The 22,110-nt window shown below is 60.2% G+C and carries 17 protein-coding genes; 12 read left to right on the forward strand and 5 right to left on the reverse strand.

From position 1 onward, the window contains the following. Positions 1 to 68 precede the first annotated feature (68 nt). The 8 genes from ilvA (at position 69) to AUC43_RS10170 (ending at position 9,636) form a co-directional block, all read left to right on the forward strand. Positions 69 to 1,337 carry a threonine ammonia-lyase IlvA gene (gene ilvA / locus AUC43_RS10135; protein ID WP_068192658.1) on the forward strand — a complete coding sequence of 423 codons (1,269 nt, stop codon included), beginning with the start codon at positions 69 to 71 and terminating at the stop codon, positions 1,335 to 1,337. Between the two features lie 306 nt (positions 1,338 to 1,643). Next, on the forward strand, positions 1,644 to 2,810 hold the full coding sequence (locus AUC43_RS10140) for a 2-isopropylmalate synthase (RefSeq protein ID WP_068192660.1): 1,167 nt from the start codon (positions 1,644 to 1,646) through the stop codon (positions 2,808 to 2,810). A gap of 228 nt (positions 2,811 to 3,038) precedes the next feature. Continuing rightward, on the forward strand, positions 3,039 to 4,433 hold the full coding sequence (gene leuC / locus AUC43_RS10145; RefSeq protein ID WP_068192663.1) for a 3-isopropylmalate dehydratase large subunit: 1,395 nt from the start codon (positions 3,039 to 3,041) through the stop codon (positions 4,431 to 4,433). A gap of 200 nt (positions 4,434 to 4,633) precedes the next feature. Then, the gene (gene leuD, locus AUC43_RS10150) at positions 4,634 to 5,230 is read left to right on the forward strand and encodes a 3-isopropylmalate dehydratase small subunit (protein WP_068192665.1); all 597 of its coding nucleotides are present in this window, start codon (positions 4,634 to 4,636) and stop codon (positions 5,228 to 5,230) included. Next, the gene (gene leuB / locus AUC43_RS10155; RefSeq protein ID WP_068192668.1) at positions 5,218 to 6,339 is read left to right on the forward strand and encodes a 3-isopropylmalate dehydrogenase; all 1,122 of its coding nucleotides are present in this window, start codon (positions 5,218 to 5,220) and stop codon (positions 6,337 to 6,339) included. The genes leuD and leuB overlap by 13 nt, the downstream gene beginning before the upstream one ends. Before the next feature lie 663 nt (positions 6,340 to 7,002). Beyond that, on the forward strand, positions 7,003 to 8,037 hold the full coding sequence (gene asnA, locus AUC43_RS10160; RefSeq protein ID WP_068192671.1) for an aspartate--ammonia ligase: 1,035 nt from the start codon (positions 7,003 to 7,005) through the stop codon (positions 8,035 to 8,037). Positions 8,038 to 8,301: 264 nt separating this feature from the next. Next, the gene (locus AUC43_RS10165) at positions 8,302 to 9,042 is read left to right on the forward strand and encodes a J domain-containing protein (protein ID WP_068192674.1); all 741 of its coding nucleotides are present in this window, start codon (positions 8,302 to 8,304) and stop codon (positions 9,040 to 9,042) included. Between the two features lie 111 nt (positions 9,043 to 9,153). Further along, the gene (locus AUC43_RS10170) at positions 9,154 to 9,636 is read left to right on the forward strand and encodes an ankyrin repeat domain-containing protein (protein ID WP_068192677.1); all 483 of its coding nucleotides are present in this window, start codon (positions 9,154 to 9,156) and stop codon (positions 9,634 to 9,636) included. Between the two features lie 59 nt (positions 9,637 to 9,695). Here AUC43_RS10170 and AUC43_RS10175 read toward each other — a convergent pair whose 3' ends face one another. Continuing rightward, positions 9,696 to 10,238: a hypothetical protein gene (locus tag AUC43_RS10175; protein WP_068192679.1), complete on the reverse strand. Its 543-nt coding sequence runs from the start codon at positions 10,236 to 10,238 to the stop codon at positions 9,696 to 9,698. 176 nt (positions 10,239 to 10,414) lie between these two features. Then, positions 10,415 to 11,206: an SDR family NAD(P)-dependent oxidoreductase gene (locus tag AUC43_RS10180; RefSeq protein WP_068192682.1), complete on the reverse strand. Its 792-nt coding sequence runs from the start codon at positions 11,204 to 11,206 to the stop codon at positions 10,415 to 10,417. 455 nt (positions 11,207 to 11,661) lie between these two features. Here AUC43_RS10180 and AUC43_RS10185 point away from each other — a divergent pair, with 455 nt between their 5' ends. Continuing rightward, positions 11,662 to 13,287 carry a T9SS type A sorting domain-containing protein gene (locus tag AUC43_RS10185; RefSeq protein ID WP_157781027.1) on the forward strand — a complete coding sequence of 542 codons (1,626 nt, stop codon included), beginning with the start codon at positions 11,662 to 11,664 and terminating at the stop codon, positions 13,285 to 13,287. Between the two features lie 56 nt (positions 13,288 to 13,343). Here the strand turns inward: AUC43_RS10185 and scpA are convergent, their stop codons facing one another. Both scpA and AUC43_RS10195 read right to left on the reverse strand, forming a co-directional pair. After that, on the reverse strand, positions 13,344 to 15,482 hold the full coding sequence (gene scpA / locus AUC43_RS10190) for a methylmalonyl-CoA mutase (protein WP_068192689.1): 2,139 nt from the start codon (positions 15,480 to 15,482) through the stop codon (positions 13,344 to 13,346). A gap of 141 nt (positions 15,483 to 15,623) precedes the next feature. Next, the gene (locus tag AUC43_RS10195) at positions 15,624 to 17,405 is read right to left on the reverse strand and encodes a methylmalonyl-CoA mutase family protein (RefSeq protein WP_068192692.1); all 1,782 of its coding nucleotides are present in this window, start codon (positions 17,403 to 17,405) and stop codon (positions 15,624 to 15,626) included. Positions 17,406 to 18,068: 663 nt separating this feature from the next. Here AUC43_RS10195 and AUC43_RS10200 point away from each other — a divergent pair. The 3 genes from AUC43_RS10200 to dnaA all read left to right on the forward strand — a co-directional run bounded on the left by AUC43_RS10200 (position 18,069) and on the right by dnaA (position 21,509). Beyond that, positions 18,069 to 18,830: a 5'-nucleotidase C-terminal domain-containing protein gene (locus AUC43_RS10200; RefSeq protein ID WP_082685028.1), complete on the forward strand. Its 762-nt coding sequence runs from the start codon at positions 18,069 to 18,071 to the stop codon at positions 18,828 to 18,830. A gap of 30 nt (positions 18,831 to 18,860) precedes the next feature. Beyond that, positions 18,861 to 19,802, forward strand: a complete 942-nt coding sequence (locus AUC43_RS10205; RefSeq protein ID WP_068192700.1) for a bifunctional metallophosphatase/5'-nucleotidase — start codon at positions 18,861 to 18,863, stop codon at positions 19,800 to 19,802. A 153-nt stretch (positions 19,803 to 19,955) separates the two neighbouring features. Then, positions 19,956 to 21,509: a chromosomal replication initiator protein DnaA gene (dnaA, locus tag AUC43_RS10210; RefSeq protein WP_068192704.1), complete on the forward strand. Its 1,554-nt coding sequence runs from the start codon at positions 19,956 to 19,958 to the stop codon at positions 21,507 to 21,509. A gap of 12 nt (positions 21,510 to 21,521) precedes the next feature. Here the strand turns inward: dnaA and AUC43_RS10215 are convergent, their stop codons facing one another. Further along, the gene (locus tag AUC43_RS10215; RefSeq protein WP_068192706.1) at positions 21,522 to 22,016 is read right to left on the reverse strand and encodes a hypothetical protein; all 495 of its coding nucleotides are present in this window, start codon (positions 22,014 to 22,016) and stop codon (positions 21,522 to 21,524) included. Between the last annotated feature and the right edge of the window lie 94 nt (positions 22,017 to 22,110).

A 22,110-nucleotide genomic window follows, 5' to 3' on the forward strand; every position in this document is an offset into this window, starting at 1 on the left:
CTACCCCACGCGAGATGCTTCGGCTTCGCTCAGCATGACGTTTTTAAAAATCCCAATTGCCCAATTCCATGGACAACGCCACCGCAGCTCCGCCCATTGTCACGCTGAAAAACGTGGAACGGGCCGCCCGCAACCTTAAGGGCGTCATCGCGAAAACGCCGCTGCTCCTCAACCTGGGGCTTTCGCGAACGTTTGGCGCCACGGTGCTCCTGAAGCGGGAGGACCTGCAGGTGGTGCGCTCCTACAAAATCCGGGGGGCGTACAACAAGATGGCCGGCATGACGGCCGCCGAAGGCGCCCGCAACGTGGTATGCGCCAGCGCCGGCAACCATGCCCAGGGCGTGGCCTACGCCTGCCAGCTGCTGGGGCTGAAAGGCTACATCTTCATGCCCGCCCAAACGCCGGCTCAGAAAGTGGATAAGGTGCGCCTCTTCGGCAAGGAGCAGGTAGAGGTGATTCTGACCGGCAGCACCTTCGACGACACCTTTAAAACGGCCAAGGAATTCTGCGACGAGCGCGGCAGCACCTTCGTGCATCCCTTCGACGACCTGGCCATTGTGGAAGGCCAGGCCACCGTGGGGCTGGAAGTCCTGAAGGCCGCGACCGCGCCGATTGACTATTGCTTTATGGCCATTGGGGGCGGGGGGCTGGCCTCGGGCGTGGGCAGCGTGTTCCGCCAGCTGAGCCCGCACACCAAGCTCATTGGGGTACAGCCGCTGGGGGCGCCGTCCATGCAGCGGTCCATCGCGGCCGGGCAGCGGCAGTCCCTGAGCCAGATTGAAAGCTTCGTGGACGGCGCGGCCGTGAAATGCCCCGGCGAGCTCACCTTCGAGCTGTGCCGCGAGCTGCTCGACGACGTGGTGCTGGTGCCTGAAGGCCAGGTATGCCTCGACTTGCTCAAGATGTACAACGAGGAAGGTATTGTACTAGAGCCAGCCGGTACGCTTTGCATCTCGGCCCTGCACCAGTATGCCGACCAGATTAAGGGCAAAACCGTGGTGTGCGTGGTTAGCGGCAGCAACAACGACATCACCCGGATGGAAGACATCAAGGAGCGCGCCACCCGCTACCAGGGCCGGAAGCACTACTTCATGGTCACGTTTGACCAGCGGCCGGGAGCGCTGCGCCGTTTCGTAAACAGCGTGCTGCACCCCGACGACGACATCATTCACTTCCAGTACATCAAGAAGAACAACAAGGAAAAAGGCCCCGTCTTCGTGGGAATTGAGCTGCAGCAGCCCGGCGAAGTAGTGGGCATGCAGGCGCGTATGCTGGCCGAGGGCTTTGCCTACGAATACCTCAACGACAAGCCGGATTTCCTGAGCCTGCTGGTGTAGGAACGCGCCTTGGCGCGTTCAATCGTTGAACGATTGGGCTGAAAGGAAACCATACGTTCAAGTAAGCCAGACAGCCCGGCCGCCGAACGCGCCAAGGCGCGTTCCTACCAGGACATTGGCACGCGAATGATAGGAGCTGCGCGATTAGCTATTGTAGCTATTGTTTCATTAAGTGTTTGTTAATAAGAAATTTGAGTGAAGTTATTGCTAGTTTAGAAATAGTAAGTCACTGAAAAATTTGTTTTCCTACGGCTGTGTAAGCGGTGTACTTGCGGGTAGAATTGAGCGCCTAAAGCCGCTACTCCCATGGCAAGCCAGAAAATCCAAATCTTTGATACCACCCTGCGTGACGGCGAACAAGTGCCGGGCTGCAAGCTGAACCGCGACGAGAAATTGGTGATTGCCAAGCAGCTGGAGCTACTGGGGGTTGATGTAATCGAAGCGGGATTTCCGGTATCGAGCCCCGGCGACTTTGAGGCTGTGCAGGCCATTGCCGCCCAAACCCGCGAGGCAACCGTGTGTGGCCTGTCGCGGGCCGTGGAAAATGATATCCGCGTAGCCGCCGAAGCCCTGAAGCTGGCCCGCTATCCGCGCATCCACACCGGCATTGGCACTTCTGAGATGCACATTCGCTACAAGCTGTGCACCACGCCAGAGGATGTGATGGCCAGGGCAGTGGCCGCCGTGAAGCTGGCCAAATCCTTTGTGGAAGACGTGGAATTTTACGCCGAAGACGCGGGCCGCACCGACAATGTCTTCCTGGCCCGCATGTGCGAAGCCGCCATCCGGGCCGGGGCCACCGTGCTCAATATTCCCGACACCACCGGCTACTGCCTGCCCCAGGAGTACGGCGCCAAAATCAAGTACCTGGCCGAGAACGTGACCGGCATTCACAACGTGACGCTCTCCACGCACTGCCACAACGACCTTGGGATGGCGACGGCCAACTCCATAGCCGGCGCGATAAACGGCGCCCGGCAGATTGAGTGCACCATCAACGGGGTAGGGGAGCGGGCCGGCAATACGGCCCTGGAAGAAGTGGTGATGGTGCTGCGCCAGCACCCTTACCTGCAGCTCGCTACCGGTATTGTAACGCCACTGCTGGCCGAAACCTCGGCCATGGTGGCGCACCTCATGAGCATGCCCGTGCAGGCCAACAAGGCCGTGGTGGGCGCCAACGCATTCTCGCACTCCAGCGGCATCCACCAGGACGGTGTGATAAAGCACCGCGAAACCTACGAAATCATGAACCCGCGCGACGTGGGCATGGCTGATTCTTCGATTGTGCTCACCGCCCGCTCCGGCCGCGCCGCCTTGGCTTACCGCCTCCAGAAAATTGGCTATGACTTCGACCGGCAGTCGCTCAACAAGGCCTACGCCTCGTTTTTGCAGCTCGCCGACCGCCAGAAGGAAGTAGTAGACCACGACCTCCACGCCCTGGTAGAGCAGGAGCAATTGATAAATGCAGGCTAATAAAAAGAACGTCATGCTGAGCTTGTCGAAGCATATCGCCCGGGCCTCTTGTCATGCTGAGGCACGAAGCATCTTCTCACGTTCGCACGAAATGTTCAGTCGTGATAAGATGCTTCCTTCGGGACGCCAGATATGCAAGACAGGCGATTGGATTACTTTGGATTACTACTGAGGGCGAGATGCTTCGATAAACTCAGCATGACCGTTTTTAATAAAAACCCTTCAATAATGGCCAAGTCCTTATTCGACAAAATCTGGGAGTCGCACGTGGTGAAAGCCATTGCTGGCGGGCTGGAGGTGTTTTACATCGACCGCCACTTGATTCACGAAGTCACGAGTCCGCAGGCGTTTGATGAGCTTCGCGAGCGGGGCGTGCCGCTGCTGCGCCCGGCCCAGATAGTGGCCACGGCCGACCACAACGTGCCCACCCGCAACCAGCATCTGCCAATTCAGGACCCCATTTCACGCTCGCAAGTGGATAAGCTCACCGAGAACTGTGCCAGCTTCGGCGTTGAGTTGTTTGGGCTGGGGCACGCAAACCAGGGCATTGTGCACGTCATTGGGCCAGAGCTGGGACTCACCCAGCCAGGCATGACCATCGTGTGCGGCGACAGCCACACTTCCACGCACGGCGCGTTTGGAGCCATTGCGTTCGGCATCGGCACCAGCCAGGTGACGCAGGTAATGGCCACCCAATGCCTGCTCCTGAGCCGGCCCAAGCGCATGCGCATCACCGTAGACGGCGAGCTACGGCCCGGCGTCACGGCCAAAGACCTGATTCTGCACATCATTGCGCAGCTGGGCACGGGCGGCGCCACCGGCTACTTTGTGGAGTACGCCGGCAGCGCCATTCGCGCCCTGAGCATGGAAGGCCGCATGACGGTCTGCAACATGAGTATCGAAATGGGCGCGCGCGGTGGCCTCATCGCGCCCGATGCCACCACCTATGCCTACCTGCAGGGCCGCCCCTACGCGCCGCAGGGCGAGCGGTGGGAGCAGGCCCTGGCCTACTGGCAAACCCTGTATTCCGACGAAGACGCCGAGTTCGAAGCCGAGCTGACCTTCGACGCCGGAGACATTGCGCCGATGATAACCTACGGCACCAACCCCGGCATGGGCATCGCCCTCACCGGTCACATTCCAGCCCAAGTGTCGGCCGGCGAAGCGGTCAGCTTCGACAAATCGCTGCAGTACATGGGATTCCGACCGGGCGAGTCGCTGCTGGGTAAGGAAATCAACTATGTCTTCATCGGCAGCTGCACCAACTCGCGCATCGAGGACCTGCGCGCCGTGGCCGCCTATGTGCAGGGCAAGCACAAGGCCGCCCACGTGGAGGCCATTATTGTGCCCGGTTCAAAATCAGTAGAGAAGCAGGCCATTGCCGAAGGCCTCGACAAGATTTTAGCTCAGGCCGGCTTCGAGCTGCGCGAGCCCGGCTGCAGCGCCTGCCTGGCCATGAACGACGACAAAATCCCCGCTGGCGCCTACTGCGTGTCGACCTCCAACCGCAACTTCGAGGGGCGGCAGGGGCCCGGGGCGCGCACGCTGCTGGCCAGCCCGCTGGTGGCCGCCATCACGGCCGTGGAAGGCCGGATTGTCGACATTACGAAGTACTTGAATTAGCTTAGAAAGACGGTATGTGAAGTGGGAATGAATTAATAATTAGAACGATATGCTATTATTTTCCAAGAATCCTCATCCTGATAATAACCCCATCGATTGGATTAGCTACGCGGCCCAGCTACTGCGCCAAGCCGAGCAAAAAGGTCTTTTTCAGTTTTCTGCTTATGCCACGCTGCCCCTTAACGACCCCACCACTTCCCATGGACAAATTCCAGACCCTGCACTCGACGGCAGTTCCGCTGCCGCTGGAGAACATTGACACCGACCAGATTATCCCAGCCCGGTTTCTGAAATCGACGACGCGGGAAGGCTTTGGGGCCAATCTGTTTGCCGACTGGCGCTACGCCGCCGACGGCCAGCCCAAGCACGGCTTTGTGCTGAACGACACGCGCTACCACGGCCAGATACTGCTGGCGGGTCAGAATTTCGGCTGCGGCTCGAGCCGCGAGCACGCCGCGTGGGCGCTGTATGATGCCGGGTTTAAGGTGGTTATCTCCAGCTATTTCGCCGATATTTTTCGGGGCAATGCCCTGAACACCGGCCTGCTGCCGCTGCAGGTGACGGAAGAAGTGCTGCAGCGCCTCGTGGCGCGCGTCGCGCACTACCCCAGCACGCAGCTGGTCGTGGATTTGCCCGCCCAGACGCTCACCGTGCCCGTGTGGGAAGAAAGCATCGGCTTCGACCTCGACCCCTACAAAAAAGAGTGCCTGATAAACGGCTACGACGACATCGATTACCTGCTCAGCCAGCAGGCCGCCATTACTACTTACGAACAACAGCGCCCATGGAATTTTTAAGTAAACGCATTGTGGTATTGCCCGGCGATGGCATCGGCCCGGAAGTGTGCGGCGAGGCCGTGCGCGTGCTCAAGGCCGTAGCCGAACGATTTGGGCACCATTTCACCTTCGACTACCGGCTGATGGGGGCCTGCGCCATCGATGCTACCGGCTGCCCGCTGCCCGATGCCACGCTCGAGGCCTGTCACCAGGCCGACGCGGTGCTGCTCGGCGCCATCGGCGACCCAAAGTACGACCACGACCCCACGGCCAAAGTGCGGCCCGAGCAGGGCCTGCTTGCGCTGCGCAAAAGCCTGGGCTTGTACGCCAATATCCGCCCGGTTACGGCCTACGAGCAGCTGCTGGACTTTTCGCCGCTGCGGCCCGACCGCATTGCGGGCACCGACCTACTCATTTTCCGGGAGCTGACCGGGGGCGTGTACTTCGGCGAAAAAGGCCGTACCGCTGATGGCACTGCCTACGACAACTGTACCTACCACCCGGAGGAAATTGAGCGCATTGCCCACCGCGCCTTCCGGGCCGCCCAAGGCCGCCGCCAAAAGCTGACGCTGGTAGACAAAGCCAACGTGCTGGAAACCTCCCGGCTCTGGCGCGAAGTCATCCAAAGCATTGCTCCGGAATACCCGGAGGTGGCCGTCGACTACTTATTTGTCGACAACGCGGCCATGCAGCTCATCCTCAACCCGCGGCAGTTCGACGTGATTCTGACCGAGAACATGTTCGGCGACATCCTGTCCGACGAAGCTTCCGTGATTGCGGGCTCGCTGGGCCTGCTGCCCTCGGCTTCTGTGGGCGACGGGGCCGCGCTGTTCGAGCCCATCCACGGCTCCTACCCGCAGGCCAAGGGCAAAGGCATTGCCAACCCCATTGCCGCCATCCTCTCAGCTGCGATGATGCTCGACCATTTTGGCCTGCCCGAGGAAGCCCGCGCCGTGCGCGATGCCGTGGAAAATGCGCTGAATGACCAAGTGTTGACTCCCGAGCTCAACAACAGCACGGCGTACACCACCGAGCAAGTCGGCAGCTTCATCGCCTACGGCGTACTGGATTTGATGGAGTGCCATTTGCACCGCAGCAACGTTGCCTGCGGCAAAATCACGATTATTTGAGGAATAGTTGGTTGGCCATCAGGCAATTAAAACGTCATAACGAGCGCAGCAAATCGAAGGCTGGCGAAACTATGCATCTCGCCCGCGCCGCTTGTCATGCAGAGCGCAGCGAAGCATCTTATCAGGTCAGAACCAATCGTTAGAGCGTGATAAGATGCTTCGCTGCGCTCTGCATGACGTAAAAAATGCCCTTGTCAATGAACTCCTAATTAGCCCAATAATGATTACTTATCTGCACGTTAGCTATAAGTAGCCAAGCTAATCACCGCATTCCAGCTCAATTAATTATTCACATATTAATTGAGCTGGAATTAGAAAATAAACCTTGCTTATTAAATTATTTGCCTCCAAATTGCCTTCGCTAAGACAAACAGCACCGACTATGTCCTTCCGTAGTAACAATACCTTCAATAATAACTCGAATAATAATTTATTCCGAGACAGGGAGGCTATTGTTCAGAAGTAAAAACCTAAGAACAATTTTTCAATTTGAAAAGCCTTCCCTAATTCGGAAGGCTTTTTTTTGGCCTTCCCAGCCCGCTGAGGCGCATTTACGGAATTAAAAAAACTCCCTACCGCGGAGGCGGCCGCTTATTGCCCAAACTCAAGCATCTGTCATTTCAATTAATTAATTCTTCAAACTTCCAACCCCATTTGTCAACCATGAAAACTGTTTCTTCCCCCACCGCCTGGCCCGTTGCGGCCGGCCTGCTCGAAACCGAAGAGGCCATTACGTTCGTGAAGGAAACCTTTGCGAAAGAGTTGGCCCGCCAGCTCCAGCTGGTGAAAGTATCGGCCCCCATTGTGGTGCTCGATGGCACGGGCATCAACGACGATTTGAACGGGGTGGAGCGGCCCGTGGGCTTCCCCATCAAGGCCCTGGACGAGCAGCGCGCCGTGGTGGTGCACTCGCTGGCTAAATGGAAGCGCCTGCGCCTGCGCGAGCTGGGCATCCCCGCCGGCAAAGGACTGCTCACCGACATGCGCGCCCTGCGCCCCGACGAAGACTACAGCCCCATCCACTCCATCTACGTGGACCAGTGGGACTGGGAAAAGCACATCCTGCCCGAGCAGCGCACCATCGCCTTCCTGAAGGACACCGTGGAAACCATCTATGCGGCCCTGAAAACCACCGAGCAGCAGGTGAGCGAGCAGTTTGGCATTGCGCCCACGCTGCCGCCGAGCATCACTTTTGTGCACGCCGAAGACCTGCTGCTGCGCTACCCCGACCTCACGCCCAAGCAGCGCGAGCACGAAGCCGCCCGCGAGTACGGCGCCGTGTTCCTGATGGGTATCGGCGGGGCGTTGAGCCACGGCGAAATCCACGACGGCCGCGCCCCCGACTACGACGACTGGAGCACCCCGAATGAAGACGGCCACCGCGGCCTGAACGGCGACATTCTGCTTTGGAACCCGGTGCTGGAAACGTCGTTCGAGGTGTCGTCGATGGGCATTCGGGTCGACAAGGTGGCCCTGGCCCGCCAACTGGAAATGCGCGGCTGCCCCGAGCGGCAAAGCCTGCATTTCCACAGCCTGCTGCTGGCCGACCAGCTGCCGCAGAGCATCGGCGGCGGCATTGGGCAGTCGCGGGTGTGCATGTTTTTGCTGCGCAAAGCCCACATTGGCGAGGTACAGGTCAGCATCTGGTCCGAATCGGTGCGGCGCGAGCTGGCCGAAGCCGGCGTGGGGCTGCTGTAGCCGCTGGCGGGTTAATTGAGCCATAAGTTGAGCTGGAAAAGGGTTGGGCTGCCGAAAGGTGGTTCAACCCTTTTGCTGGTTTGGCCGCACGGAGGCACTGCCCGGCTTGGGGTGGCTTTCGTTTCTGGCTTTCATCGCTTGCCGGCCCCACACAGCCGGGCTGGCGGGCAAGTGCTGCCAGCTGAGGGCAATAGGCGCGGCCCCAGCATCGTTTTGGATTCGCGCGGGTGCTCTGTATTTTAGTGTTTCGCCCCCGCCCAGGTCATGCAGAACTACTACCGCGTTTTGGGAATTGGCCCCACGGCCACGGCTGTGCAAATTGAGCTGGCCTACGTGCGCCAACGTGCCCGCTTGAAGCGCCTGGCAGCCGACCGCGTGATGCAGTCGCGGCTGGCTGAGGTAGAAGCGGGCTACGACATCCTGGCCAACCCGCGCCGGCGCATCGCCTACGACCTGCTTCTGGCCCAGGAGCCCGACGTGCCCGCGCCACCCCGCCGCCCCCGCGACGATGAACAGCTGGCGCGCTACGCCCGCGTGGCCCGCCGCCTCAACGCGGCCCTGCTGGCGTGCTGCCTGGTGCTGGGCCTCGACTGGGCCTTGCCGCTGCGCGAATACCCCAACGAAACCGTGCGCAGCCGCTTTCCCATGTTCGTGTCGTCGTCGCTCTCCGACCCGCAGCTGGCCTATCGCGTGCACACCGAGCACACTTCGTTCCGGCTGCCCAGCGCCATAGGCTACCGCGTGCGCGAAAACCAGCGCATTACCGTCTGGAAAACGCCCTTGCTGGGCGTGGTGCAGCGCGTGAGCTCCCCCGATTCTCCCGATGGTCCGGCGCCGTTTCAGCCCTACAGCGGCAATATTTACGGCACCTTTGCCCTGCTGCCGCTGCTGCTGGGCGTGGTGGCGGCCGTGGGCGTGTGGCCCGCCCGCTCGCCCGAAACCGTGGTAAACACTGCCGTCGTGAGCGGGTTGTTAACGCTGCTGGCGCTGATAGTGCTCCTGTAAGCGCACTATTGAGCTGGCGAAAGCGAGCCATTGGCCCTTAATCCGGCCGCCAACGGCTAACCTTCGTTTACCGACTATTTCCTGCCAAGCCCCTTTTCTGACTACCAACACATGGACTTTACTTCAGCCCGCCCCGAAGATTTGCTATTTGATGCCGCCCGCCGCGGCGATGTGGCCACGCTGCAGGAACTGCTGGCCAGCGGCCTCGACGTGAACGTGACCAACGGCAAAGGCTTTTCGGCCCTTATCCTAGCCGCGTACGACGAGCACCTCGACGCCACCAAGTTCCTGCTCGGCGCCGGCGCCGACCCCAACGTGCATGACGTGAGCGGCAACACCGCCCTGATGGGCGTGAGCTTCAAAGGCTACCCCGAAATTGCGCGCCTACTTATCGAGCACGGCGCCAACCTCAACCTGCAAAACGGCAACGGCGGCACCGCCCTCATGTTTGCCACGTTGTTTGGCCGCAACAACCTGGTGAAACTCCTGGTGGAAGCCGGGGCCGACCAAACCATTCCCGACGCCCGGGGCCTCACCGCCCGCGGCCTGGCCCTGCAGCAAGGCAACGAGGAGGCGCTCAAGCAACTGGCGTAAGCTTAACAGCCACGGCTCCGACCCGCTTTACCACTGGAAAGTGAAGCGGGCCGGGGCCGTTAGCCTTTCTGGCTGCTGCACTGGCGGCGCACGGTATCGAGCTTTTTCACGAGCGCGGCCACTTCGTTTTCGTCCTGCGTGAAGAGCGAGAGGGAAATAGTGTCGGCGATGCCCGAGGCGGGTTTGCCATCGGCCCGGGCGTGGCGCTTCACCACGATGTCGTAGTATCGGCTGCCGTCTTTGTCGCGCTTTTTAGGGACGTAGGTCACGGAGCCCACTTCGGCCCAATCCAGGCTCAGGTTGAGCTCGAGCTGCACCTTGTCGTCGGTCTTGATGGCCCAGCTGCTGCCTTTTTTGCTGCTGTTTACCGAGATGTTGCCCGAGTTGTGGTCGTCGGGGCCGCGGTATTTGCGCATGGTTTGCTTCACGCCACAATCGGCCAACGACACCGTGGCTTCGCCGTCGTCCTCGGCTTTGGGAGAGTGCAAGAGCTGGTTGAGCCGTTTGGTGAGGGCCTGCACTTCGGCAGCCTGGGCCTGGGCGTGGGCCGCGCCGCCAAGGAGCAGGGCGCTGGCCAGGAGGGGGAGGAAAGCTTTGAGCATTGCAGAAAGGTGAGAAGCGTGCAGAAAAAAGCGTTGTGGCACCCGCCCGCACGAGAAGGCCAGTGCCACAACGCCAGATGCTTACTCCTCCCTTCGGGTTGCCTGCCTGCGTAACTTTTTATAAGCTGCTCCTTAGCCGCGCCGCCCACCCGCAAGCGGCCAGGACCCGTCGGGCATTAGCCGATGCTGCGCACCACGCCGCCGTCTACTCGCACGGAAGCGCCGTTGGTGGCGGCGGCCAGAGGGCTGCACAAGAACACCACCATGCTGGCCACTTCGTCGGTGGTGATGAAGCGCTGGAGTAGCGACGACGGCCGCGCGTGCTGGAAGAAGTCGTGCTCGGCTTCGGCCTTGGTTTTGCCTTCGGCAGCTAGTTTCTTGATGAATTCATCGACGCCTTCGGAGGCGGTGGGGCCGGGCAGCACGGCGTTTACCGTCACGCCAGTGCCTTTGGTGAGCTCGGCCATGCCGCGGGCCACGCCTAGTTGAGCTGTTTTGGTAGTGCCGTAATGAATCATTTCCTGCGGAATCTGGAGCGCCGATTCGCTGGAGATAAACAGGACGCGGCCCCAGTTGCTGGCCAGCATTATCGGGAAATAATGGCGGGAAAGGCGCACGCCGCTCAGCACGTTCACCTCAAAAAAGCGCATCCAGTCCTCATCCGAAATCTCGGCAAACGGCTTGGGCTCGAAAATGCCGATGTTGTTCACCAGAATGTCCACGGTGGGCACGTGGTGCAGCAGCTGGGTCACCTCGTCGGCCTTGCCAAAATCGACGGCCACGCCCCGCACCACGGCCTCCGGCGTCTCGGCCAGAATAGCGGACCGCGCTTCCTGAATGCGTGCCTCCGTGCGGCCCGTGATGATGACTTCGGCGCCCTCGGCCGCCAAGCGGCGGGCAATGGCCAGCCCAATTCCGGCCGTGGAGCCGGTGACAAGGGCGACTTTATTGGTGAGTTGTAAATCCATGGTAAATGAACGGCTAGGCCTCAAACGTAAAAGCCTAAACGTGCCAAGTCCGGATTTGTATGCCGGGGCTATTCGGTTTTAAGGATAAATTGCGCTTACTACTGTCCCTGTTGAAGCTTATGGTTTAAGCCCCGTAGTGAATTCCGCTTTGCAGGATAATTCATATATCATACCTCATGTCATTAGTAGAAGACAACCTTAGGCAAGTACACAGAGAAGTCTAAAAACTTGGATAGGCATTTTGGTTAAACGAAAAGTTATAAATAAAACTGATTTTAAATATTCTATATAAATATTATAAACCAATAAGTTACTGTAAAGATGTTCTGTTGTATCGCTTTATTCTGCTTGCGTATTGGTAATGCCCGGCTTTTAATATATAGGTATTGCTACCTTTGAAGTCTCTTGAGAGTGGCAAAATTCTACTTTTTACTAATATTACCCTCCTTTTTTGAATGGAAATTTCTACAAACTACAATTCATCAATACGTCTTCTAGCACTTTTGATAACATTAAGTTTGGCAGTGGTAAGCGTTAGTGCCCAAACTGCCCCCACCTGGGCCAGTGTGCAACGCAATAGCGCCGCCTGTAATGCCCATAATAATGGGGGCCAAATTGTTGTGGCGGCCGATGGCAGTAAGTACGTTACCGGGATGTTTTATTGCACTCTTACGCTGGGCACTGTGACGGTGACGCCGGGCGCTGGTTCAGCACACAGCTACCTAGCTAAATATAACGCGGCTGGTGATGTGGTCTGGGTAAAAAAAATGGATGCAGATAACAACCAAGGCGTTGACTTGCGAGCCGCAATTTTGGCTGTGGACGCGGCCAGCAATGTTTACCTGTCCGGTTATTTTAATTCGTCCGCTACATTCGAATCCACCACACTCACTACGGCCACTCGTGATACCTACCTCGTGAAATATGATGCGCAGGGTATGCAGCAATGGGTGAAGCAAGGCGGCAGCCCCGGCGTAGCGGCTGGTGGCTTGGCCACGGATGCCAGCGGCAACGTCTGCATCACCGGGTATTTTCAGACATCGGTGTCCTTCGGTGGCGTGGCTATTTCGGGCGGTGGCATGTTTTATTTCAAATTGTCGCCGACAGGTGCTGTCGTTCAAGGCTTCCGGGTTGGGTCAGGGGGGGTACCCGGAGCATTAGCTATTGACGGCGTGGGCAACGCTTATATAGCAGGCGCATTTACTGGTACCTCAACGTTTGGCAGCATCGCCTTGGTTAGCGCCGGAAATTCAGATATTTACCTATGCAAGCTGAATGCTGCCGGCAATGTGTTGTGGGCCGTGCGCGACGGCGGGCCCAGCAACGACATTGCAACGAGTTTGGCCGTAGATGCCACTGGCAATCCTTTCGTGTGTGGGTCTTACGACGACGACAACGTTGTTAGTAAGATTTATGTGGCCCTTTTCACCACGCAGGGAGTTCCAGTTTGGTCCCGACAGATTGCGTCCACCACTACAGCACTTAACTATGTCACCGGCGCTGCCTATGACGGACGTGGTGGGTATTATGTAACTGGGGAGTTCGCCGGCACAATCGTTGTTGGTAATACTTCGCTTACCACCCCAAGCCTGAGCCTGTTTATTGCCCGCTACGACAGCCAAGGCACTGCCGTATGGGCAGACCGTGCAGTGGGAGCCAGCGGCAATTTTTCAACTAGCACTGGCCTTGCATTTGATGCGAGTGGGAATGGGTATCTGTCTGGTACTTTTTCGGGTACAGTCGCGCTGGGTTCGTTTTCCACCACGGGACTTGCGGAAGCATTTGTAGCCAAACTCACGCCGGGCAGCGTGCTGACTGGTATTCGCCCGGCAGCGGTAGTAACTTTGGCCTTAAGCGTCTATCCCAACCCAGCATCTACTTACACAACGTTTGATTTGCCCGCTGGCGGCGGCCATCTCCTCCTCATCGACGCTCTCGGCCGCGTCGTGCGCGAACAAGCTTTGCCTGTCACCGCAGGCCCCCACTCCGTTTCTCTAGATTGCGCAGCCGCAGGTCTATATGAATTGCGGGCTATTTTAGGCAACGGCAAAATTGCCCGTACCCAACTCGCCGTGCAGTAGCTGCACAGTTCATAGGTGAAAAAGCACGGCCCGGATAAGCATTCCGGCCGTGCTTTTTATTCTGACTGCGCCCCCAGCTTCCCCAGAATCTCCTGCGCCGCCGTGGCAATCACCGTTCCCGGCCCGTACACGCCGGCCACGCCGGCCGCATACAGAAACGGATAATCCTGAGCTGGAATCACGCCGCCAGCGATGACGAGAATGTCCTCGCGGCCGAGCTGCTTGAGCTCCGTGAGCAGCTGCGGGAGCAAGGTTTTGTGGCCGGCGGCGAGGCTGCTCACGCCCACCACGTGCACGTCGTTGTCGGCGGCTTGGCGGGCTACTTCGGCGGGTGTTTGGAAGAGGGGGGCAATGTCCACGTCGAAGCCTACATCGGCGAAGCTAGTGGCGATGATTTTGGCGCCGCGGTCGTGGCCATCCTGGCCCATTTTGGCTACCAGCATACGGGGGCGACGGCCTTCGCGGGCAGCAAATTCTTCGGCGGCGGCGCGGGCCTTGGCAAATTCCTGGTCGTAGTCCATTTCGCTGCTGTAAACGCCCGTCACGGTGCGGGTGGTGGCTTGGTGACGGCCGTAGGCCACTTCCAAGGCGTCGGATATTTCGCCCAGCGTGGCGCGCACGCGGGCGGCGTCCACGGCCAGCGCCAGCAGGTTGTTGGCGCCCGTCTGGGCAGCCTCGGTTAGGGCGGCCAGGGCAGCTTGCACGGCGGCCGTGTCGCGGGTGGCCCGTATCTGGTTGAGCCGCTCAATTTGGCTGGTGCGCACGGCGTCGTTGTCGATATCGAGCACTTCTACCTCCGTTTTCTCGGTGGTCTTGTACTTGTTCACGCCCACGATTACCTCCTTGCCCGAGTCGATGCGGGCCTGCTTGCGGGCCGCAGCTTCCTCGATGCGCAGCTTGGGCAGGCCGGTTTCGATGGCCTTGGCCATGCCGCCCAGCTCTTCTACTTCCTGGATGAGAACCCAGGCCTTGTCGGCCAGCTCGTGGGTGAGGGTTTCCACGTAGTAGGAGCCGCCCCAGGGGTCTACCACTTTGGTGATGTCGGTTTCGTGCTGGAGGTAAAGCTGGGTGTTGCGGGCAATGCGCGCCGAGAAGTCGGTGGGCAGGGCAATGGCCTCGTCGAGGGCGTTGGTGTGCAGGCTCTGGGTGCCGCCGAGCACGGCCGCGAGCGCCTCGATGGCGGTGCGGGCCACGTTGTTGTACGGGTCCTGCTCGGTGAGCGAGTAGCCCGAGGTCTGGCAGTGCGTGCGCAAGGCCAGGCTTTTGGGGTTGGTCGGGTTGAACTGCTGCATGAGCTTGGCCCAGAGCAGGCGACCGGCGCGCAGCTTGGCAATCTCCATGAAATGCGGCATGCCAATGGCCCAGAAAAAGGACAGGCGCGGGGCAAACTCGTCAATCTTCATGCCCGCCGCGAGGCCGGCGCGCACATATTCCAGGCCATCGGCCAGGGTGTAGGCCAGCTCCAAGTCTGCCGTCGCGCCGGCTTCTTGCATGTGGTAGCCCGAGATGCTGATGGAGTTGAACTTGGGCATATTCGCCGCCGTGTAGCTGAAAATATCGGCGATGATGCGCATGCTCGGCGCGGGCGGGTAGATGTAGGTGTTGCGCACCATAAACTCCTTCAGAATGTCGTTCTGAATGGTGCCGGCCAGCTTGTCGGGGCTCACGCCTTGCTCCTCGGCCGCCACTATGTAGAAGGCCAGCACCGGCAGCACCGCCCCGTTCATGGTCATCGATACCGACATCTCGCCAAGCGGAATCTGGTCGAAGAGGATTTTCATGTCCTCTACCGAGTCGATGGCCACGCCGGCCTTGCCCACGTCGCCCTGCACCCGCGGGTGGTCGGAGTCGTAGCCGCGGTGCGTGGCCAGGTCAAACGCCACGCTCAGCCCCTTTTGCCCGCCCGCCAGATTGCGGCGGTAGAAGGCATTGCTGGCCTCGGCCGTGGAGAAGCCCGCGTACTGCCGAATGGTCCACGGGTTCTGCACGTACATGCTGGCGTAGGGCCCGCGCAGGTACGGCGCCTGGCCCGCCCCAAAACCCAGGTGGTCGAGCCCGGCCACGTCGGCCGGGGTGTACACGGGCTTCAACGCAATGCCCTCGGGCGTGAGCGTGGCAGCAGTTTCAGCCGCAACCGGCGCGGCGCTGGGAGCGGGAGCCGCGTCGTAGGGAATGGTGGAGAAATCGGGTTTCATTTTGATTCAATGAATAATAAGGCCGTCATGCTGAGCGAAGCCGAAGCATCTCGCCCGCTTCGTTGAGTTGATTACTTGAGCACGCGAGATGCTTCGGCTTCGCTCAGCATGACGTTCAATAGTTTCGCACCAAGACCTTGCCTAGCGGCCTTGCAGGCGGTCGAGCACTTGCTCGGTGGTGTAGCCCTGCACCTTCATTTCCTGGAAGCCAAACACCCGCACGGCTTCCTGCAGCGTGGGCATGTCGGAGCTGAGCAGCGTGGGCGGGATGAACACCTGCTTCTCGCTGGGAATCTGGTAGATGAAGCGGGCAAATTGCTGAAATTGCTCGGGGGTGGCGTACATCAGCGTGGCTTCTTCGGGCGATGAATACAGCAGCGACAGCGTGCCCGGCGGGTGGCTCACCGCTATTTCGGGCCGCTCGTGGGGCAGCAGCATGTTCAGAAACGATTCCAGGATAACCTGATTGGTGTTGCTGCCCAGCAGTACCACGGCCGCTCGCTTGCTCTTCTTCTCCCGGCGCTCAAAGTGCAGGGCCGTGGCCAGGCGCAGCACCTCGGTAGGGTAGGTGGCCCGCGTCACGTCGAAGGCCGCCGAGCGCAGCAGCTTTTTGGGGTGGAAGCTGAACCGCTCCCCGCGCTGCTGGAAGCGGTTGGTGCCCACCACCACCTGCTGCCCGCTCGCAATGCGCCGGAAGGTTTCGGTGGCTGCTTCCTTGATTTCTTCCAACATCTGGCTCCGCACCTGCGGCAGCCCACCGGCCGCCTCCATGCGCTGAAACAGCACCCAGGCCTCGCGAGCGAGCTGGTCGGTCAGAGTTTCAATAAAGTAGGAGCCGGCAGCGGGGTCCTGCACCTGGCCCAGGCCCGACTCTTCGCGCAGCAGCACCGACAGGTTGCGCGCCAAGCGGCCCGAAAAGTCATTGGGCTCCGCAAAAAGGCTGTCGAATGGGGCCACCGACAACGTATCGGCCCCGCCCAGCACGGCGCTCATGGCCTCGGTGGTGTGGCGCAGCAGGTTGGTGTGCGGGTCGAGGGTGGTTTGCGTCCAGGTGGCGGTGTGAGCGTGAATGCGCAGGCGCTGGTTGAGCGCGGCCGGCAGGCCGTAGGCGTGCAGCAGCGTGGCCCAGAGCCGGCGCAGCGCCCGCAGCTTGGCTATTTCGGGGAAATAGCTGGGGCCGATAGCCACGTGCAGATGCATCGCAGCCGCTACCTGAGTTGGGCTGATTTCGGCGTTGGGCAACTCGGCCAGCAAGGCGGCGGCCGTGTTCAGGCTGAAGGCAATTTGCTGGGTGGCCGTCGCGCCTCGGTTGCCGAAAAAAGCGCCGTTTACGGCCAGCGTGGGGAAATCGGGCATGCCCGTGGTCAGGCTCACGCAGCGGCGCAGGGCCCTGCGGTAGTCGGATAGCTCGGCGCCTTCGGGCACGGCCACAGGCGAGAAGCGCAGGAAGCCCCGCAGCGCCGTGCCAGGCGCCGCTTCCACCAGCTGGCGCAACAGCTCGTCGGGGCCTGTGGCCACGGTGTAGCCAATGTAGGTGTGCGCCAGCGGGAGCTGCTCGGCCAGGTAGTGCACGGCAAAGGCCGGCGCATCCGTGAGGATGAAATGAATGCCATCGGCGCCTTTGGCAAGCGCAGCTACAGCCTGCTCAATTTGGGCCCGGCCCTCGCCAGCCGGCACCGTAATGGCGGGCACGTTGAGCCAGGGCGCTTGCGGGTGGGCCAGGGGAGCGGGCGGGCCCCCCAGGGCTGCCCAGGCTTCGCGGTGGTAAAAGGACTCCACGCTGAAGCCGTCGGGCAGGGGCCAGCGCAGGGTGGCCGGGTCCTGGCCTTTGAGGTCGCGGGTCAGGCGGGCTTGCCACTCCGCTGTTGTCACGGCCGGGAATTCAGCAAAAGAAACGGGCGTGGCCACGGGGGTATCAGACATAAATTTTAGAGGCTTTTTCTGCTAACAGCACAGCGGCACCTGGAGAATACGGGCAACCATCCAAAACAGGGCGAAAGATACCGCGCGGGCCTCAAAGCGTCCAGTGCCGAGCTCGAAAGGGTACGGGGTGCCCTGCTTGCCGTTGCCGCAAGTAGCGCAAGCGTCCCGGCTGCTGGCTCGGGCTTTGGAAGAAAATACGGCGGTACCCCGGCTCTGTTTTGCCCGGCGCTGCATGCTTCAGCCCACTATTTAAATGTTGAGCTTAGCGGCGGTAGCGCATACCAGCGCCGTAGCTTTGCCTGGCATTCTTTGGCCCTACCGGCTTCTTAATTAATCCCTATCCCAACCACTTCTCTGGAATGAACAGAAATCTACCTGCTGCCTTCGCACTACTGTGTTTGTTTTCGATGACAATTTGCAGCTACAAGCCTCGGGACTTGAATAGCTATTAGGTTTCGGCCTGAGCCCACCTGCCGTTAGCAGCCATAGATTTTCGGCGCTGGGGTGGGCACAAAAGGCGAGTGGTTTTAGCAAAGCCATCGATGCCACTAGTACTATTTTGCACCTTTACTGCTTGATTAGCCTTGACCTAATCCAGTAGGCCGATTGCCGGCTCTTTGGGCTGGCACTCACTGTCGCTGTTTTATCCATTTTCGTTTTCTGATGCTCCTACGTCGTTTAGGTATTCCCCTGTTTCCTGTGCTGGCGCTCGCCTTGGCTGCTGGCTGCCAGCGCGCGGCCTACGCGCCCACGGCCCACTTTGCCCCCGTCACGAGCCAAGTGGTGGGCAAAACCCAGGCGGAAGACCCGGCTGTGGCCGCGCTCATTGCCCCGTACCACGACCGAGTGACGAGCCAGATGCAGGAGGTAATCGGCAATGCGCCGGAGGCTTTGGTCAAAATGCCCGGCGAGTCGCCGCTGGCCAATTTCGTGGCCGACCTGCAGCGTGCCCGCGCCAGCCAGGCCCTAGACCAGCCCATTCCGCTGGGCGTGATGACCAACGGCGGCTTGCGCGCGGGCTTCGCGGCCGGCCCCATCACCCTGGGCTCGGTGTTTGAGCTCATGCCATTTGAGAACGAGCTGGTGGTGCTGGATGCGCCCGGCCCGGTGGTGCAGCAGCTTTTTGAGTATGCCGCCCACAGCAAAATGGCCGTATCGGGGGCTACCTACGCCATCACCTTCGACGGCTTGCCCAAGGACATCCGCATCGGTGGCCAGCCCTTTGACCCAAATCAGGACAAAACTTGGCCCATTGCCATTTCCGACTACCTGGCCACGGGTGGCGACAACATGGTGTTTTTCAAAACCCTGACGCCCCGCCACACCAACATCCTGCTCCGCACCGCCATAGCCGACCACATCCGCGCCCTCACCAAAGCCGGCCAACCCGTGACGGCCAAGGTAGAAGGCCGCGTGAAACAGTAACCAGCCAGGCCCCAAATATTCTCTATTCCGATGACTACTCGCCGCGATTTTCTTCGTCAATCCTTGCTCGGCACCGCTGGCCTCACCGTGCTCGGCGGCCTGGCCAATTCGGCCGAAGCCGCTGTGAATGCCAAGGCCCCGGTAAAGCTCACCATCCTGCACACCAACGACATGCACTCGCGCATCGAGCCCTTCCCCGACAACGGCGGGCAGTGGGCCGGGCTGGGCGGTATGGCGCGGCGCGCGGCCCTCATCAAAGACATTCGCAGCAAAGAACCCAACGTGCTGCTGCTCGATTCGGGCGACATCTTCCAGGGCACGCCGTACTTCAATTTCTTTGGCGGGGAGCTGGAATACAAGCTCATGAGCCAGATGAATTACGACGCCAGCACCCTGGGTAACCACGACTTCGACAACGGCCTCGAGGGCTTGCAGCGCCAGCTGCCCAATGCCACCTTCCCGTTCCTGATTGCCAATTACGACTTCTCCAAAACGCCCCTGGCCGGGCGCTTTGCCCCCTATAAGGTGTTTGAGAAGCAGGGCATCCGCATTGGCGTGTTTGGCCTGGGCATTGAGCTGGCCGGGTTGGTGAGCGACAAGAACTTTGGCGGCACCGTGTACCTCGACCCCGTAGCCAAAGCCAGGGAAATGGTGACCCAGCTGCGCGGCCCCGAGAAGTGCGACCTGGTCATCTGCCTGTCGCACCTAGGCTACAAGTACGAGAGCGCCAAGCTCGACGACTGCAAGCTAGCGGCGCAGGTGTCGGGCATCGACCTGATACTGGGCGGCCACACCCACACCTTCATGGACGCGCCCGAACCCATCGCCAGCCCCGATGGCCGCTCGACGCTGATTAACCAAGTAGGCTGGTCGGGTATAAACCTGGGCAGATTGGATTATGAATTTTCCCATAAAACCAAGCGTGCCGGCTTAGCCAGTGCCTCCGTCGTGCCGGTTCGGGCAGCCTGTTAAAAGCACGACATAAACAAGGGACTCCGGGCTTTTTTAAGTGCAGAGTTTTCCACAATTTTGTCCCCCCCTAAGAAAAACTGGCTGCTGCGAGGTGGCTGCTTTTATCACTTTTTTCGCTTCCGGCCCGCACCCGGCTATTGTCTAACTGCTCTCATGCTCAAAGATTTTCGTACGGTTTGGGCTGGCTGTTTGCGCAGCATCTCGGCGGAAATCGGGGAGCAGAGCTTTAAGACTTGGTTTCAGCCCATCGCGCCGGTGGAGCTGAAGGGCAACGTGCTCACCATTCAGGTGCCGAGCGCCTATTTCTACGACTGGCTGGAGGAGCACTACGTGGACGAGCTGCGCCGGGCGCTGTTCCAAGAGCTGGGCCCCGATGGCCGCCTCGAATACAGCGTGGTGGTGGACCAGGGCAACGAGCAGACGCCGCCGCGCTCCCTGCACCTGCCGCCCTCCCGCAAAACCTCGGCGCCCGACCCGCGCGATGCGCCCCAGCCCATGCAGAGCAACGTGGGCAACCCCCTGGCGGGCAGCGGCCGGGCGGCCTCGGCGCGCTACGTCAATTCGGCGGCGGTGCGCACCACGCCGCGCGGCAACTTTGGCATCAACAACCAGTCGGCCGATACGCTGGCCCCGCCGCGCAACCCCTTCGACACGGCCCGGCCCATGGACGGCAACCTCGTGCCGTCGCAGCTCAACGGTTCGTACACGTTCGACAATTACATCGAGGGCGACTGCAACCGCCTGGCCCGCTCGGCCGGCCTCGCGGTGGCCAACAAGCCCGGCACCACCAGCTTCAACCCCCTGATGGTGTACGGCGGCGTGGGCCTGGGCAAAACGCACCTGGTGCAGGCCATCGGAAACCACATCAAGGCCACGGCCCCCGAGCGGTTTGTGCTGTACGTGTCGGCCGAGAAGTTCACGAACCAGTTCATCGACAGCGTGCAGCGCGCGCAGGTGCAGGACTTTGCCAACTTCTACCTGCAGGTAGATGCCCTGATTCTGGACGACGTGCAGTTCCTGGCCAACAAGGGCAAGACGCAGGAGATGTTCTTCCACATCTTCAATCACTTGCACCAGTCCGGCAAGCAGATTGTGATGACCTCCGACCGGCCCCCCAAGGACCTGCAAGGCTTGGAAGACCGGTTGCTGAACCGCTTTAAGTGGGGCCTGACGGCCGACGTGCAAAGCCCCGACTTCGAGACGCGGGTGGCCATCATCCGCAACAAGATGGAGCAGGACGGCATCGACATTCCGCCGGACCACGTGGTGGACTACCTGGCCAACTCGGTGCACACCAACGTGCGCGAGCTGGAAGGCGTGATTGCCTCGCTGGTGGCCCAGAGCAGCCTGAGCCGCCGCGACATCGACCTGGAAATGGTGAAGCAGGCCCTGCGCCACATCATCGAGGAAGTGGAGGCCGAGGTCAACCTGGACTTCATCCAGAAGACCGTGGCCGCGTATTTCAACATCTCGGTGGAGCTGCTGAAGGACAAAACCCGCAAAAAGGAAGTGGTGACGGCCCGGCAGGTGGCCATGTATTTTGCCAAGCACCACACGGCCCACACGCTGAAAACCATTGGCTTCCACTTCGGCGGGCGCGACCATACCACCGTGATGCACTCGGTGCAGACGGTGTCGGATTTGGTGGATTCGGACAAGAAATTCCGCGAGCAGGTCGAAGAGCTGCGGAAGAAGTTCGCGAAGTAGCGCGCTCCCGGCTTAGGCCGTGGCCGTGGGGTTGCTTTCCACCAGCTGCACGTTGTGCTGGTTGGCAAACTGCCGTACCTGTTCGCGGAAGCGCTGCTTGCGCGTTTTGCCTTTTACTTCGCGCAGGTTTAGGGCGTATACCTCGCCGTCTTTCTGCTGCACGCGCAGCATCATGGGGCGCAGCTCGAGCGCGGCAATTTTTTCGGCGGCAAATACCTGCTTGGGGCGGAAAAGGCCGTTTTTGTGCACCAAGTAGCCTGGCGCAAACTCCAGGTAGCTCTGGGTGCCGAAAATGGGCGCGTTGTGCACCAGCACGTAGCCAATGTACACAAACGTGAACACCAGGAACACCCAGTGCAGGAAGTGGTAGTCGTTGATGCCGCTGTTGTCCCACATCGAGAACACCACGTAGGCCAGCCAAAAGCCGCCGATGGCGAGTTGGCCCCAAAAAGGGATGCGGGAAGTGTTGGCGGGGCGAAGGCGAATGCGAGTGGTACCAGTGGGCATGGGACAAATTTAGGAACCAATCGGAGAGCAACCGGTTTCAGCCAAAAAAAAAGGCCGTTTCAGTACTGAAACGGCCTTCGGAGGCAAGCAGCAA

Origin of the sequence: Hymenobacter sedentarius, assembly GCF_001507645.1 — a bacterium.
GTDB lineage: Bacteria > Bacteroidota > Bacteroidia > Cytophagales > Hymenobacteraceae > Hymenobacter > Hymenobacter sedentarius.

What these genes read in the sequence shown, in the direction of transcription:
- dnaA (WP_068192704.1), top strand. Translation starts at nt 19,956, where the DNA reads ATGCTCAAAGATTTTCGTACGGTTTGGGCTGGCTGTTTGCGCAGCATC.
- scpA (WP_068192689.1), bottom strand. Translation starts at nt 15,482, where the DNA reads ATGAAACCCGATTTCTCCACCATTCCCTACGACGCGGCTCCCGCTCCC.
- ilvA (WP_068192658.1), top strand. Translation starts at nt 69, where the DNA reads ATGGACAACGCCACCGCAGCTCCGCCCATTGTCACGCTGAAAAACGTG.
- AUC43_RS10205 (WP_068192700.1), top strand. Translation starts at nt 18,861, where the DNA reads ATGACTACTCGCCGCGATTTTCTTCGTCAATCCTTGCTCGGCACCGCT.
- AUC43_RS10185 (WP_157781027.1), top strand. Translation starts at nt 11,662, where the DNA reads ATGGAAATTTCTACAAACTACAATTCATCAATACGTCTTCTAGCACTT.
- AUC43_RS10165 (WP_068192674.1), top strand. Translation starts at nt 8,302, where the DNA reads ATGCAGAACTACTACCGCGTTTTGGGAATTGGCCCCACGGCCACGGCT.
- AUC43_RS10170 (WP_068192677.1), top strand. Translation starts at nt 9,154, where the DNA reads ATGGACTTTACTTCAGCCCGCCCCGAAGATTTGCTATTTGATGCCGCC.
- AUC43_RS10180 (WP_068192682.1), bottom strand. Translation starts at nt 11,206, where the DNA reads ATGGATTTACAACTCACCAATAAAGTCGCCCTTGTCACCGGCTCCACG.
- AUC43_RS10200 (WP_082685028.1), top strand. Translation starts at nt 18,069, where the DNA reads ATGCTCCTACGTCGTTTAGGTATTCCCCTGTTTCCTGTGCTGGCGCTC.
- AUC43_RS10175 (WP_068192679.1), bottom strand. Translation starts at nt 10,238, where the DNA reads ATGCTCAAAGCTTTCCTCCCCCTCCTGGCCAGCGCCCTGCTCCTTGGC.
- leuC (WP_068192663.1), top strand. Translation starts at nt 3,039, where the DNA reads ATGGCCAAGTCCTTATTCGACAAAATCTGGGAGTCGCACGTGGTGAAA.
- asnA (WP_068192671.1), top strand. Translation starts at nt 7,003, where the DNA reads ATGAAAACTGTTTCTTCCCCCACCGCCTGGCCCGTTGCGGCCGGCCTG.
- leuB (WP_068192668.1), top strand. Translation starts at nt 5,218, where the DNA reads ATGGAATTTTTAAGTAAACGCATTGTGGTATTGCCCGGCGATGGCATC.
- AUC43_RS10195 (WP_068192692.1), bottom strand. Translation starts at nt 17,405, where the DNA reads ATGTCTGATACCCCCGTGGCCACGCCCGTTTCTTTTGCTGAATTCCCG.
- AUC43_RS10215 (WP_068192706.1), bottom strand. Translation starts at nt 22,016, where the DNA reads ATGCCCACTGGTACCACTCGCATTCGCCTTCGCCCCGCCAACACTTCC.
- leuD (WP_068192665.1), top strand. Translation starts at nt 4,634, where the DNA reads ATGGACAAATTCCAGACCCTGCACTCGACGGCAGTTCCGCTGCCGCTG.
- AUC43_RS10140 (WP_068192660.1), top strand. Translation starts at nt 1,644, where the DNA reads ATGGCAAGCCAGAAAATCCAAATCTTTGATACCACCCTGCGTGACGGC.